Genomic DNA, 13,701 nt, shown 5'->3' with positions numbered 1-13,701 from the left:
ACCTGAAATGATTGAGTTTACGCTATAATCGGGGGTAACAGCTTAAAAAAATATCAAAAAAATTGCTATTATACAGGGTAATGTTAACTTAAAACAATAATAGAAATTTTTTTCAGAAAATTAATATTTATCACTTAATACGACAGCTTTTGTCGCTTTACCAGGATATCTTTGTGCTGTAAACAAATAAAAAAGTCTGATCCACATGATTTTATGATTAAAATCAGCACACATAAAATGATATAAGTCTTTTAATAGTGAACTGAAAATCTTATTTTTGTGGTATTATAATAACTGTGCCTAAACTAAACACTGACATGAAGAATTTTACTATGGAGCATTCTGCTCTTTTTATTTCGAATCCGGATATTGATCATCTCTCTGATATCCTTTCCCCAAAACTCACAAAACCGTAAAACTTATACAATTTGTATGCAGGTTGTACAATATTATGATTTTTGCGGAAGAATTATATAAATGTGTATGTAAAATTGCAAATGAAATACACATGAAAACCTATTTATTTCATTTTTAAATTTTTATTTTTCAAAAAAATTCAAATGCCTATGAAAAAAAATTATCTAGGTGCATTGACGTTATGCACAGCCCTGGGTATGTCTGCCCAGGAAACGATCTGGCAGAAAGATATTAAATCTTCCACGCAGGATTTTTTGAGCCAGGTAACCACGACCATTGACCAGCAGTATTTAATTACAGGAAGCAGCATTCAAAGCGATAAGCTTCAGGTCTCAGGAAATAAACAAAATAACGGCTATGACTTCCACCTGGTGAAACTGAACCAGCAGGGCGAACAAGTCTGGGAGAAATACTTTTCCGGCCAGAACCATGATTATTTATCCGCAACAGTAGCCACGCAGGATGGAGGATTTTTAATTTCAGGGACTTCCTATTCGGGGAAAGGACTGGATAAGAAAGAAGCATCCAAAGGCGGTTCAGATATCTGGCTGATCCGTTTGAATGAGTTCGGGGATGAACTCTGGCAGAAAACCCTGGGCACCTCTTCAGATGAAGAAGCCAGGGCGGTGATCCAGACCACAGATTTAGGCTTTTTTGTAGCAGGAAACGTACACAACTCACCCAAAGGCTATGGTTCCAAAGATGCCTGGATCATCAGATTGGATAAAGCTGGAAAAGAACTGTCACAACTTATTTTAGGAGGAAAAGGCCTGGATGAGGTAGAGAAAATGATTCCCACGAAAGACGGAGGAGTCTTATTAGGAGTGTATTCCAGAAGCTCCGGGATCCGTGATTCGGAAGTAAGGAATCCGGCTGATCCATCTGCCCACCGGAACTTGTCATCTGCAACCTCTACAGCCATAAGCTATTTGCCAAAAGCCAGCAGCAACTTTGGTGAAGGGGATTACTGGATCATAAAGTTAGATAAGAACGGAAAGGTGGAATGGGAAAAGAATTATGGGGGAACCGGAGATGACCACTTACGAACCCTTTCCTTGAAATCTGACGGATATATTATCGGTGGTGAATCAAGATCAGAGAGATCCGGCAACAAGACCACAGGAATAGAAGAAGGCACGGACTTATGGCTGGTTGCCCTTGATGAACGTGGCAATGAACAGTGGCAGAAATCTTACAATTTTAAAAACCGTGATCTCCTGATGGGAATGAATGTTCTTCATTCAGCAGATGATAAAGGAACCAAGGGAATTCTTTTGGGTGGTTACACCCAGGCAGAAGGAAGAATAGAAACCGGGGATGAAACCTTCTGGATGCTGTACCTGGATGGTAATGGCAATGAACAGTGGAGAAAGCATGTGAAAGGGGAATCTAAAAAGAAGGAGGAGAGGCTTTCAGATCTGAGGCTGAACCGGGATGGTTCGATTATCCTTGCGGGAACCAGTGCAGAAGAGCTGGGGAAAGAGAACTGGAAGATCGTAAAGCTTGGAGACAAACAGGTAGACCAGCTGATCGAGAAACATGACATTAAGATCTATCCGAACCCGGTATCTGATTATGCCTATGTAGAAATCGGCTTTGACTTCAAGGAAGCAGATATTCTGGTATATGATATGAGCGGAAGACAGCTTCAGAGTTTGAAGACTAAGAATGCTGTAACGAAGATCAATACCCAGGCTTTGATACAGGGAGCTTACCTGGTGACTATAAAAACTAATGATAACAAAACAGCGAATGCTAAACTGATTAAGAAATAAAAAACATAAAATCATGAAGAAAATAATACTTCTGGTTTCGGCTTTATCTGCTTTATTGGCCTTTGGCCAGGAATCTGTAGAAACCGGAACAACAAATGATATTCAAAAAATATTTCCGGCTACTCCTGAAACGTATAGCTTGTTTAAGGCAGGGGATTTTCCGGTAGATTACAGGACAGGGAAGCTCAATGTATCTGTTCCTTTATATGAAATCAAAACGAGATACGGGGTAAATATCCCGATAAGCCTGACGTATAATACAGGAGGGATAAAAGTAGATGAAATGTCAGGAGTTGCCGGATTAGGCTGGACATTGTCCATTCCTAACGGCATTTCAGTAGAAATGCATGGCAAAAATGACCTGGTGAATGGCGTCTGGTTTCCTAAAGATCCAAGCAATTATCCATCCCAGCTTTTTACACAGCTTCCTCCGGATGTTCAGGCTAAGCTGGTTAGCGTAAAAGAAGGAACCATGGATACCCAGCCGGATATCTATCATTATAATTTACCTACCATTTCAGGTTCTTTCATCAAAGATTCGAACGGAAACTTTCAAACCATTCCGTATGAAGATGTAAAAATTACCTACGCAGGAGATAAGTTTACCATCACAGATCCTAAGGGTGTTGTTTATACCCTGGCCGCAGGAAATTCCAGTAATACCGTTTCTACCATCGTGTCCGAAGCCTATACGTCCTCTTTTATCCTTGAGAAGATAAAATTCCCAAATAATGAAGAGGTCAGCTTTACCTATGGAAAGAGGAATTTTTACAGCCATCTTACTTATGGCTTTGTTGATGTGTATATCCCCGTAGAACAGAGTGACGGTCTCTGTAAAGATTCAAGAAAGAATATCCATTCAAGTACCAACAACTCCTTCATTGATGCATTATTAACTGAGATAGTCCATAATGATGAGAAAGTGACTTTCAGCTATAACAATACCATCCAGGGAACTCAGGGAAGAAAAGACCTGAACGGAGCAGCCGCCAATACGTTTGCTTTAGGTGAAGTGACAGCAACCTACAAAAATAAGGTGATCAGAAAATTTGCCCTGGAGCATGATTATTTTACTTCTGCCGGAGGGGATTCTTCATATAAAAACTTCAGGCTTAAGCTGAACAAAGTAAAAAACATATTGGAAAATACGGAATATTCCTTTGAATATGACGAAAGCAGCAAACCTGTCCTGGGCAGTTATTCGCAGGATATCTGGGGATATCACAACGGGCAGCTGAACCTGAGCATGATCCCTAATATGCAGTATTTTAATAATAATTATACCAATGGAGGGAACCGCAATGTATATCCGCAGTATTCCCAGGCTTATATCCTCAAAAAGATCAATTACCCTACCAAAGGCTATTCTTCATTTACCTATGAAAATAATACCGTCTGGCAGAAGCTGACCATTCCCCAGGAAGAAATTATTCCAAAAGCCAGTGTAACGGGAGTGCTCAATCCAGGAGCAGGAACTGCTGGTGCAACTTCGTCAGAGTTTTACCTCAATGAAGTTCCTGCGACCGGTGAAACCAGTACCTATCTCATAGACTGGGGGAACAGCTGTGCCAATAATACCCCGCCGGGAACACCCAATTCTATAGAGGTTACCAACGGGTATGGTTATCTTGAAGAACAGCAGCCTGCCGGAAACTGGAAGATCATAGCCCAGTTTCAAAAAGAGACAAGCGGCCCGGTCCTGGAAACTGTCGGTTCACACAATCCGTCTTATAAAAAACGTTTACGGGTTAAACTGGATACCAATGAACCGGATGGAAGCTGTTCCGTATATCTTTCCATTTCAAGAAGAAGAACGTATAAAACGACCACCAACAATAATGCTGTTGCAGGAGGGCTCCGGATCAAAAGCATCAATGATTTTGACGGGCAGACCCAGTATACCAAAAGGACTTTTGAATATAACAGGCCCGATAGTTTAAGTGATCAGTCTTCAGGAAGTATTGCTTCATCATTGGAATTCTTAAAGTATCATCACAGTGTGGTAAGACCTACCGGACAAACCCAGAAAATCGTGTGTCAGAATTTTGCTCTGAGTTCAGATCAGGCCGTTAATTCCAGTCTGTCAGGAAGAGATGTGGTTTCTTATGAGTATGTGACTGAAAATACACTTGGAAAAGGGAAAAAGGTATATCAGTTTCCTGCCGTAGGGATTAACCTGGATATTACCTATCCGGATGCGGGAATGAATCCTTATGAAATTAAAAATAAGAACCTGATTGGAGAAAAATCCTATGCAGCTGACGGGACCCCCGTTGAGGAAAAGTCTTACAAATATGAGCTCAATATGTTAAAAAATCCACTGTCAGCAGACCATCTTCCAGCATCTGTAAATACCGTGGCGCTTTCCACGTCATTTTCTTTTTTTGAAACGGATACCGATATAGTCACAAAAATTAACAACTCCTATGTGGTGGAATCAGGAAAATGGCTCCTTGACAAGGCCGTCAGTAAGAAGTACCTGAACAGTACCCTGGCCTCGGAAACCAGTAATATCTATTCTGTGAGCGATATCAATAAACCTGTTAACCTGGTTAAAACCTCGGGAATCTCTTTTGATGGTTCTGTGGTAGAGGCCAGTTACCAGTATGCCCATGAACAGAATAATACGGATATGATTGCTGCCAATATGGTAGGGATTCCCCTATTGACAGAGGGGAAAGAAAACGGGAAGACCATTTCCAAAACCCAGACTGTTTACGGCAAAAACGCAACGACTAATAATATGATCCTGCCGGTAGCCGCTCAAAAGTTTGATAAAGACAATACGGCTTCAGCCAGGAATACGGTGGATTATAACCAGTACGATCCGCAGGGGAACCTGCTGCAGTTTACGACAAAAGGAAATGCGCCTACTGCTATTATCTGGGGGTATAACGGGACCCTGCCTATTGCCAGGATAGAGGGAGCAACCTATCAGGAGGTGCAGAGCCTTGCTGCTGATATTATTGCCAGATCCAATGCAGACATTGATACGGCAACGGAAAAAGCCCTTATGACAGCCCTGGATACGTTCAGGAACCAGGCAGCACTTAAAAACTACAGCATCACCACCTACACCTATGATCCGCTGATCGGGGTAACCAGTGTAACACCTTCCACGGGAGTGAGGGAATTCTACCTTTATGACGGAGCAGGCAGGCTGCAGTCTGTAGTGGATGCCAACAACAACATCCTGAAAGAGATGAAGTATAACTATAAACCATAACACAGATCATGAAAAAACATTTGTTATTTATTATAGTCTTCCTGTGTTCTTATCTGTCTACAGAAGCACAGAGCTTAACGCAATCGGAAAACTATGTCTACAGCAGGACTTACCTGGAGCCTGTTACCGCATCCAGCAGTACGGCAAAACAGGTTCAGGAAGTGACTTATATAGATGGTTTGGGAAGGCCCAAACAGAATATTTCGATAAAATCTACCCCTTCCGGGAAAGACCTGGTCACTCCCGTAGAATATGATGCATTCGGGAGGCTGGTAAAAGCTTTACTTCCCCTGCCGCAGCAGTCAACCGCTAACGGCGCTATTTTTACTTCTCCGGATGCATCAGGAGCTGCCGGCGTGTATGGAACTGCTGCCAATTATTACGGGGAAAGAAAAATTGAAAATTCACCGTTACAAAGGCTCCTGGAGCAGGCTGCTCCGGGTGATGCCTGGAAAATGGGGAGCGGGAAAACCATAAAATATGCTTATGAATCCAATCTCGCTTCAGAGGTTAAAAAATTTGTGGTAAACACTACCTGGACGACTGTTTCCGGGGTAGCAGTGGGTACTCCGGTACTGAGTGTCTCTACTGAAAACACAGTCTATGCCTCCGGAGGATTTTATAAAGCGGGAACCCTGTATAAAAATACCCTGACTGACGAAGACGGAAATACGGTCGTTAAATTTATTAACGGTAAAAAACAGCTTGTTTTAGAAAGGAAAAATGACGGTACCCAGAATATAGATACCTATTATGTCTACAATGAATATGGTCAGGAGGCTTTTGTGATTCCACCTGCCGCTGTAAAAGCGATAGAAACAGCCGGTAATGTTATCTCAGCAGCTACGCTGGATAATTTATGCTACCAGTATCGTTATGATAATCAGGACCGGCTGGTGGAAAAAAAATTTCCGGGAAAAGGCTGGGAGCTCCTTATCTATGATAAAGCAGACCGGCCGGTTATGATCCAGGATGCGAATCTGAAAACGGCCGGACAATGGATGTTCATCAAATATGACCGGTTCGGGAGGGTAGCCTATACAGGAATTGCAAATAATACCGGAAGCAGGGCAGCCCTGCAGGCTGTTGTTAATGCAAATACAAATTTAAATGAAACACGGACCACCACACCCGGGGTGACTTTAAACGGAATGGCTGTCTATTATTCTAAAGTGACAGCCCCTACCAGTATTGCCCAGGTGCTGAGTGTAAACTACTATGATGAATATCCTCCGGAATCACCGGCAAAGCCTGATGCAATACTGGGACAGAATACCCTTGCTCAGGTGCCTTCATCATTGACAGTAAACGGAACGACTACAAGCAGATCCATCAAAGGACTTCCTACTGCTGTCTTTGTAAGGAATATAGAGGACAGCCAATGGACCAGAGATTATTTCTGGTATGACCATGAAGGGAGGAAAATCGGGACTCATTCCGTTAACCACCTGGGAGGGTATACCAAAACAGAAGCTGAACTGGATTTTTCAGGAGCTCCAAAACAGCTGATTACTTATCATAAAAGAAAGGAATCCGAAATCCAGGTAGTGGTAAAGGAGCGTTTTGAATATGACCTCCAGAACAGGCTTAAAAAACACTGGCACCAGGTGGATAGTAAGCCTGAAGAACTACTGGCTGAAAACACGTACAATGAGATCTCTCAGCTGATCAATAAAAAGGTGGGGAATAATCTCCAGAGTATTGACTATGCCTACAATATCCGCGGGTGGCTTACAGATATCAACAAAGGGCAGATGACGCTGGCAGACCTGGGAGGAAAGCTATTTTCTTACAAGATTAAGTACAATCAGAAAAACGGTATCGATAATCCTGATGCTGTACAGTTTCCTGGGAAGAACGTTAAACCGAAATTCAACGGGAATATTGCAGAAGTGGACTGGCGGGCTGTGGAGACGGTCGGGGTAAATCCATCCCTTACTCCCAAACGGTACGGTTATGCGTATGATCCACTGGACAGGCTTTCTGCAGGATATTACCAGAATCCAAACAATCCGAACAGCAAAGAGAATACAGAAGCAGTGGATTATGATATCAATGGAAATATTAAAAAGCTGTACAGGACTTCGGTAATAAATGCCGGAAACACAGCAGCAACGCTGATTGATCATCTGGATTATACTTATACAGGGAATCTGCTGACCAAAGTCAATGATATTTCAGGGAATGCCCTGGGATATGAAGGAGGGGGAAATACCATAACCTATGATGGAAACGGGAATATAACCTCAATGCCTGATAAAGGGATTTCTACCATCAGGTATAATTACCTGAGCCTGCCGAACTATCTGGATCTGAGCAGGAACGGGAATGAATCGGTGGTGATCAATACCCAATACAGTGCGGATGGTACAAAACTGAGAAAGGAAAATATAACCACGATTACCGGGATAAGCGGAGCCGTTACCACGAAGAAAATCACGGATTACCTGGATGGGTTTCAGTACCTGACGACTGAAAATCCGGGAGGAGGATCAGAAACGCTGATGGCTTCTTCTTTCTCTGCCAGGGCTATGCAGCCGGAAACCTTCAGCCTGGATCCGGTGGTTACCGACCCTACTATTGATCCGCCATTGGGTGGCGGAGGTATTATTGTAGATCTTAAAGCGGAAGGGCTTCAGTTTTTCCCTACTGCCGAAGGGTTTTATGATTATCAGAAAGATCAGTATATTTACCAGTACAAAGATGTTGCAGGTAATGTACGGGTAAGTTTCGCCAGAAACGGGTCAGGCGCTCTTGAAATTGTTGATGTGAATGACTACTATCCTTATGGGATGAGTCATCTGAAAACAGGGAATGCTTTTTATGGGGTGGGCTCATACAAAGCGTATAAGTTTTTAGGACAGGAATTGCAGGAAACCGGGTTTTACGATATGAATGCCCGTTTCTATATGGCAGATCTTGGAAGGTTCGGGCAACATGATCCTTTAAGTGCTAATACGCTGGATCCTTACGGATATGGATATAATAATCCTATATTCTTTGCAGATCCTACAGGCTTGGAAGGGGAGCCTGTTCCGGGAGGTTCTGGCCCGGGAGGTCCGCAAGCAATAGGTACTGCTTCAAGTCCTATTGATGTAGGGGAAATTGTTTTGAATCCTCCGATCAGGGCTGTGTCCAATAATAATTTAGCAACCTGTTCGTATTGTATGACAGGTCAGGGGAAAAGCCTTACACAACAGCTTAATATTCCAGGACCTCCACCTTCACCTAGGGTAAAGGATTGTAGGGAATGCAATGATGCTGCAATGGCCGGAATAGTATTGCCTATACCTGTTGCAAGTGTTCCGACAGGAACAGGAATAGCAGTTAGGAGTATATTAGCAGAATTAGCAGGTAGTTTAAGAGCTGGTTTATGGTCTCTGCCTTTAATTCTTAAAGGAGATACACCAGAGAAAGAGCCAACAATTACTTTATTTAGAGGAGTGCATAGCAAACATCCTGATTTAGCAAACGCATACTTAGGAAATGCTATACCTTGGGGAGGACCGTATAGTGCCAAAGAACATAATAATGGGCATAATAATAGCATGTTTACTTCTTGGACTACAAGTATTGATATGGCTAACTATTCAGCTTCTAGAAGAGGTCCCGGCGGGGTAATTTTAAAACAGACGTTTCCAATAGCAAGATTATCCTTCTTTGATAGGCATGGTGAAAATGAAGTTCAAGTTTTTGGACCTGTTTATGGTGCTCAGGTGATTAAATCATGGGATAATGGAACTTGGACGCCATATTTAAAATAAAAATTAATAATATGAATGATTTAATAATAAATGATCTATATGAGATAAGAAATTATTTAGATCAAGTTGTAGATTATGTAAAAAAAATTAAAGACCAAAAGAGCCTTTTTGCGTCATCATATGCTGAAACAAGAGAACATCTATATGAGATTTATAGCGATAGATTAGATTATAGTATTTATCAAGGTAAATATTTTGAAGGGTTAGCAGAAGTAGTAAAACGAATGAAATATTCGGATTTAAAGAATGTGAGGTTATCAGTAATTGATGGAGACAAAAAAAGCTGTTTCATTTTTAGTAGTGAAGACTATAATATTATTCTTGGAATTATTTTTTATGATAATTAACAGATAAAAGTTGTATAAAACTTATCTGTACTAGATTTTATAAGATCTTAAAAGGGTAATTCCATATAAGTAACAACAAACCACCGCTATTATGCGGAGGTTTGCTGTTTTTAAATATACAAGTAATTTTTGTGAACAGAAACAAAGTGTGCAATGTCTGTGGCTTTGAGCTGATAAAATAACCCCTGCTATTTGTCAGTAAATCTTGATTTTATTTCAACATCAGAAGGGGTTTAAAACATTGCAGAAATGTTATATTTACAAGTAAAGGTGATAACCAGAGTAATGTAAGGGTAAGTTTCGGAAGAAACAGTACCGGAGCCCTGGAAATTGTAGATGCCAACGATTATTATCCATTTGGAATGAATCATCTGAAGACCGGAGGTTCTTATTTTGGAGCAGGCAGTTTTAAAAACTATAAATATAACGGTAAAGAGCTCCAGGAAACAGGAATGTATGCTATGGATTTTCGTTACTATATGCCGGATATCGGAAGATTTTCAGTGGCAGACCCGCTGTCTGCTATGACTCCGGGCTGGACTCCATATCGTTTTGGCTTTAATAATCCTGTTAATTTCTCAGATCCTTCAGGTTTATTTGAAGAGATGGGATATACAGGAACAGAAAGTTTATCTTTAGGAGATTCTTTTTCAGGTACTGAGCTAATGTGGCCCACAAGACCAGGAACTTCAAAGAATGAAACATTCACGGATTCAGATGGAACCTTTACCTGGGATGGTAATATGTAGAGAGATAGCAATGGAGATGGAGTATCTCATAATACAGTAAATATTGGAGAAATTGAAGTAGGGAAATCAAATGCTTCATCTTCTGATGATTCAGAGAGTAGTACTATATCTTCAATGAGTTGGTGGGCTAACACTGCAACGAGTGGAGCTTCAACAGCAAATCTGCCAAGAACCGGATTTTTGAAATATAATGAATTATGGCATCAAACGAAGACAAGGGGAGTTTCTTTTTCATGGCAGAATAAATGGAAAAACCCAGGAGCTAAATTCTGGAGGGGGCAACAGGTAAAGCCGTTTCAGGGAGCACGGAGCCTGGGAACTAAATTAACTGCTGCAGGTGGCGTTTTGTTAGCAGCAGATATAGCAATGTCAGGACAAATTAAACCTTCTCACGGTATTAATGCTTTTATGTTAGGAATTTCGGGAACAGGAGTTGGCTCTATTGTAGCCGGTGCTTGGTTCATTACTGATATGGATATAATAATCCTATATTCTTTGCAGATCCAACAGGCTTGGAAGGGGAGCCTGTTCCGGGAGGTTCCGGCCCGGGAGGCCCGCAAGCAATAGGTACTGCTTCAAGTCCTATTGATGTGGGGAAAATTGTTCTGAATGCTCCGATTAGGGCTGTGTCCAATAATAATTTAGCAACCTGTTCATATTGTATGACAGGTCAGGGGAAAAATCTTAGAGAGCAGCTTAATATTCCAGGTCCCCCAAAGGTGCAATCAATTGAGGAAGCACAAAGGATATTAAAGCCTGTTTTACATAACGGTTCTGCTCAGATGATGGATAGCATGATCTGGGATCTGGCAGGAATTCTGATCGCAAGAAACATCAAACCAGAGAATCAAAATGCAGCCTTAGGATTAGCAGCTTTAGCCATAATTGTATCAAAAGGAAGGGCTACCCCTGCAATTGCAAAAGCGGAAGCCGGAATTGCAAAAGCTGAAATTGTAATCTCTAATGAATTACACTAAATCAAATTTTAAGCTTGGGCAATTGATGCATAAAGAGTATAAAATTGATGACGTTATAGATGAAGTGGCAGTCAAAGAGTTTAGAGGGATTCCTGGAATTAGGCCCGATTTTGTTGATTTTAGAACGAAAACTATTTTTGAACTTAAACCTTTCAATCCAAGAGCTATGAAGGCGGGAAAAAAGCAATTACTAAAGTATAAGAAAGCATTTGAAAAGAAATACCCTGGTACTACATGGAATACAGTATTAGATACATATTAAAAATAAAATAATGGAAAAACAAGAACTCATAAAATTTCTAGATGATATATTTATTCCTATTGGATTTAAAAGAAAAGGAAACAATTGGATTATAAATGGAGAAGAAATAAGTAAAATTATTAATTTACAAAAATCACAGTACAGTAATTCTTATTACATTAATTATGGATACATAATTAAAAAACTTCCCTTGAACGGTTTTGTTAATCATGTTGACAATAGATTAAGCTCAAAAAATGAATTAGAATATAGAAGAATTGTTGATTTGTTAGATTTAGAATTTGAAATATCTACTGAAGAAAGATTTTCTGAACTAGAAAAGCTTATCAGGAATAAAATAATTCCTCAAATGGAATCTACTAATAATGAACAGGATATATTAAAGATATTAAAAGAAAAAGAGTTTTTATATATGATTCCCCCTAATGTATTAGAGTATTTTAATCTAAAAGCGTAATGTTCCCAGCGTGTTATAATAAAATAGAGTATTGAAACAAATAAGTAAAAGTTGCTAAAGAAATATTAAATAGTAATAATTTTTAAGGTTTATAACTTAGGGTATTGGTCTCAATACCCTAAATTTTATACTAAGTGGGTGCTGCTTTACCGCCGCCGCATGGAGGAGGTTCGGAAATCTACGAACAGGCGAAAAGTAATGCCATCAATAATTACAATGGTATACTTAAGGTACTTGGGAATCAAATTAATGTTCTTGCAGCAATAGGTACTGCTTCAAGTCCTATAGATGTAGGGGAAATTGTTCTAAATCCTCCGATTAGGGCTGTGTCCAATAATAATTTAGCAACCTGTTCATATTGTATGACAAGTCAGGGGAAAAATCTTAGAGAGCAGCTTAATATTCCAGGTCCCCCAAAGGTGCAGTCAATTGACGAAGCGCAACGACTATTAAAGCCTGTTTTGCATAATGGTTCTGCTTATATGATGAGTGGTGATATGTTTGGTTTTACGGACTTATTAGGAGTGTTATTCTCAAGTATAAAGCCGGAAAACCAAGAAGCAGCAATGGGACTTGCTGCAATTGTAATTGTAACAACAAAGGGAAGAGCTGCACCTGCAATTTTAAGAGCAGAAGCTACAGGGGCATATTATTCTGTGGCTTTTGAAATGAAATTAGCTAAAACATCATATCCTGGAGTTACCTCGCTATATGCACTTTAAAGAGGCTAATATTGCATTAGAAAAAGCCATGGAGACAAATCCATTATTGAAAAAAATGGGAATTGAAATTCCTAAGTCGCCGTCTGGATCAATTATAGGAAAATCTCCAATAAATTGGGTATGGCATCATGACATTGGTGAAGGGGCAATGCAACTCGTACCAAAAAGTCAACATCCGAATGTACCCGGCGGAATTTTTTGGGAAACTTTACATCCTGGAAAGAAGGGAGGATTTTCAATTTGGGGCAAAAAGAAAAAATAATAAATATATATAGTATGAAACTTTTAGAATTAGTAAGCTATTTTAGAAATGGTGGGTCCTATGAAGAATTTTGTCAATTACAATCTTTAGATCAACAATCTGAAGTAGTCGAAATTTATATGAAAAACCCCTTAAAATTTGATAATGATTTGAAATTTTTTGAGATAGAAAAAACAGAAGGTATTTTTGAATATGAGAGTGATGGGGTTATATATTCAAACTTGTTTGACTTTTATTATTTTTTAGAGGCTATTGAGGAATCTAAAAATAAACAAAATCAATCCTTTAGTGATGAGGAAATAGCTAGGCTGTTGTACAACTATGCAATTAATGATGCTTAAAAATTATTTAGTTAACAGGTGAAACTACTCTAATGAAACTCCTAAGTGACGGAGTCGTTAAAGAGTATAATAGATAAGTATTTTAAATAAATCCATAAAATGAGAATAAAGTCTTTAATTGAAATTTATTAATGATAGACGGGAGTATTTAAAAAATTAGTACTCCCGTTTTAAATTTTCAAACGGGTCAGGCGCTCTTGAAATTGTTGATGTGAATGACTACTATCCTTATGGGATGAGTCATCTGAAAACAGGGAATGCTTTTTATGGGGTGGGCTCATACAAAGCATATAAGTTTTTAGGACAGGAATTGCAGGAAACCGGGTTTTACGATATGAATGCCCGTTTCTATATGGCAGATCTTGGAAGGTTCGGGCAACATGATCCTTTAAGTGCTAATAC

At 39.8% G+C, this 13,701-nt stretch carries 13 protein-coding genes; all 13 read left to right on the top strand.

The features are described from left to right. The first annotated feature begins 566 nt into the window (after positions 1-566). Positions 567-2,192: a T9SS type A sorting domain-containing protein gene (locus DRF59_RS20005; RefSeq protein ID WP_115964316.1), complete on the top strand. Its 1,626-nt coding sequence runs from the start codon at positions 567-569 to the stop codon at positions 2,190-2,192. Between the two features lie 13 nt (positions 2,193-2,205). Further along, on the top strand, positions 2,206-5,418 hold the full coding sequence (locus DRF59_RS20000) for a hypothetical protein (protein WP_115964281.1): 3,213 nt from the start codon (positions 2,206-2,208) through the stop codon (positions 5,416-5,418). Positions 5,419-5,426: 8 nt separating this feature from the next. Beyond that, complete coding sequence (locus tag DRF59_RS19995; protein WP_115964279.1) at positions 5,427-9,182, top strand: DUF6443 domain-containing protein; 3,756 nt, start codon at positions 5,427-5,429, stop codon at positions 9,180-9,182. 11 nt (positions 9,183-9,193) lie between these two features. Continuing rightward, a complete protein-coding gene (locus DRF59_RS19990; RefSeq protein WP_123873721.1) occupies positions 9,194-9,529 on the top strand; it encodes a hypothetical protein in 336 nt (111 codons plus the stop codon). 221 nt (positions 9,530-9,750) lie between these two features. Further along, positions 9,751-10,278 (top strand): RHS repeat-associated core domain-containing protein, encoded by a 528-nt coding sequence (locus DRF59_RS19985; RefSeq protein WP_115964275.1) that lies wholly within the window; start codon positions 9,751-9,753, stop codon positions 10,276-10,278. 114 nt (positions 10,279-10,392) lie between these two features. After that, on the top strand, positions 10,393-10,845 hold the full coding sequence (locus DRF59_RS19980) for a hypothetical protein (protein WP_115964273.1): 453 nt from the start codon (positions 10,393-10,395) through the stop codon (positions 10,843-10,845). Further along, positions 10,791-11,255, top strand: a complete 465-nt coding sequence (locus tag DRF59_RS19975; protein ID WP_123873720.1) for a hypothetical protein — start codon at positions 10,791-10,793, stop codon at positions 11,253-11,255. Before DRF59_RS19980 ends, DRF59_RS19975 begins: the two co-directional genes overlap by 55 nt. Next, a complete protein-coding gene (locus DRF59_RS19970; protein ID WP_115964269.1) occupies positions 11,242-11,517 on the top strand; it encodes a hypothetical protein in 276 nt (91 codons plus the stop codon). The genes DRF59_RS19975 and DRF59_RS19970 overlap by 14 nt, the downstream gene beginning before the upstream one ends. Positions 11,518-11,527: 10 nt before the next feature. Beyond that, positions 11,528-11,974, top strand: a complete 447-nt coding sequence (locus DRF59_RS19965) for a DUF4304 domain-containing protein (RefSeq protein WP_115964267.1) — start codon at positions 11,528-11,530, stop codon at positions 11,972-11,974. A 134-nt stretch (positions 11,975-12,108) separates the two neighbouring features. Next, on the top strand, positions 12,109-12,696 hold the full coding sequence (locus DRF59_RS19960; RefSeq protein WP_115964265.1) for a hypothetical protein: 588 nt from the start codon (positions 12,109-12,111) through the stop codon (positions 12,694-12,696). Then, a complete protein-coding gene (locus DRF59_RS19955) occupies positions 12,686-12,958 on the top strand; it encodes an HNH endonuclease (RefSeq protein ID WP_115964263.1) in 273 nt (90 codons plus the stop codon). Before DRF59_RS19960 ends, DRF59_RS19955 begins: the two co-directional genes overlap by 11 nt. Before the next feature lie 14 nt (positions 12,959-12,972). Next, positions 12,973-13,299, top strand: a complete 327-nt coding sequence (locus tag DRF59_RS19950) for a hypothetical protein (RefSeq protein ID WP_115964314.1) — start codon at positions 12,973-12,975, stop codon at positions 13,297-13,299. A gap of 211 nt (positions 13,300-13,510) precedes the next feature. After that, a partial coding sequence (locus DRF59_RS19945) for an RHS repeat-associated core domain-containing protein (protein ID WP_133297276.1) occupies positions 13,511-13,701 on the top strand: 191 nt, incomplete at its 3' end.

It is taken from the genome of Chryseobacterium flavum (assembly GCF_003385595.1).
GTDB lineage: Bacteria > Bacteroidota > Bacteroidia > Flavobacteriales > Weeksellaceae > Chryseobacterium > Chryseobacterium flavum.
This window is presented reverse-complemented; position numbering and strand designations above follow the sequence as displayed.

Excerpts from the sequence above, each read along its gene's own strand:
- DRF59_RS19950 (WP_115964314.1), top strand. The coding sequence starts at position 12,973 with ATGAAACTTTTAGAATTAGTAAGCTATTTTAGAAATGGTGGGTCCTAT.
- DRF59_RS19955 (WP_115964263.1), top strand. The coding sequence starts at position 12,686 with ATGCACTTTAAAGAGGCTAATATTGCATTAGAAAAAGCCATGGAGACA.
- DRF59_RS20000 (WP_115964281.1), top strand. The coding sequence starts at position 2,206 with ATGAAGAAAATAATACTTCTGGTTTCGGCTTTATCTGCTTTATTGGCC.
- DRF59_RS19995 (WP_115964279.1), top strand. The coding sequence starts at position 5,427 with ATGAAAAAACATTTGTTATTTATTATAGTCTTCCTGTGTTCTTATCTG.
- DRF59_RS19990 (WP_123873721.1), top strand. The coding sequence starts at position 9,194 with ATGAATGATTTAATAATAAATGATCTATATGAGATAAGAAATTATTTA.
- DRF59_RS19980 (WP_115964273.1), top strand. The coding sequence starts at position 10,393 with ATGAGTTGGTGGGCTAACACTGCAACGAGTGGAGCTTCAACAGCAAAT.
- DRF59_RS19970 (WP_115964269.1), top strand. The coding sequence starts at position 11,242 with ATGAATTACACTAAATCAAATTTTAAGCTTGGGCAATTGATGCATAAA.
- DRF59_RS19965 (WP_115964267.1), top strand. The coding sequence starts at position 11,528 with ATGGAAAAACAAGAACTCATAAAATTTCTAGATGATATATTTATTCCT.
- DRF59_RS20005 (WP_115964316.1), top strand. The coding sequence starts at position 567 with ATGAAAAAAAATTATCTAGGTGCATTGACGTTATGCACAGCCCTGGGT.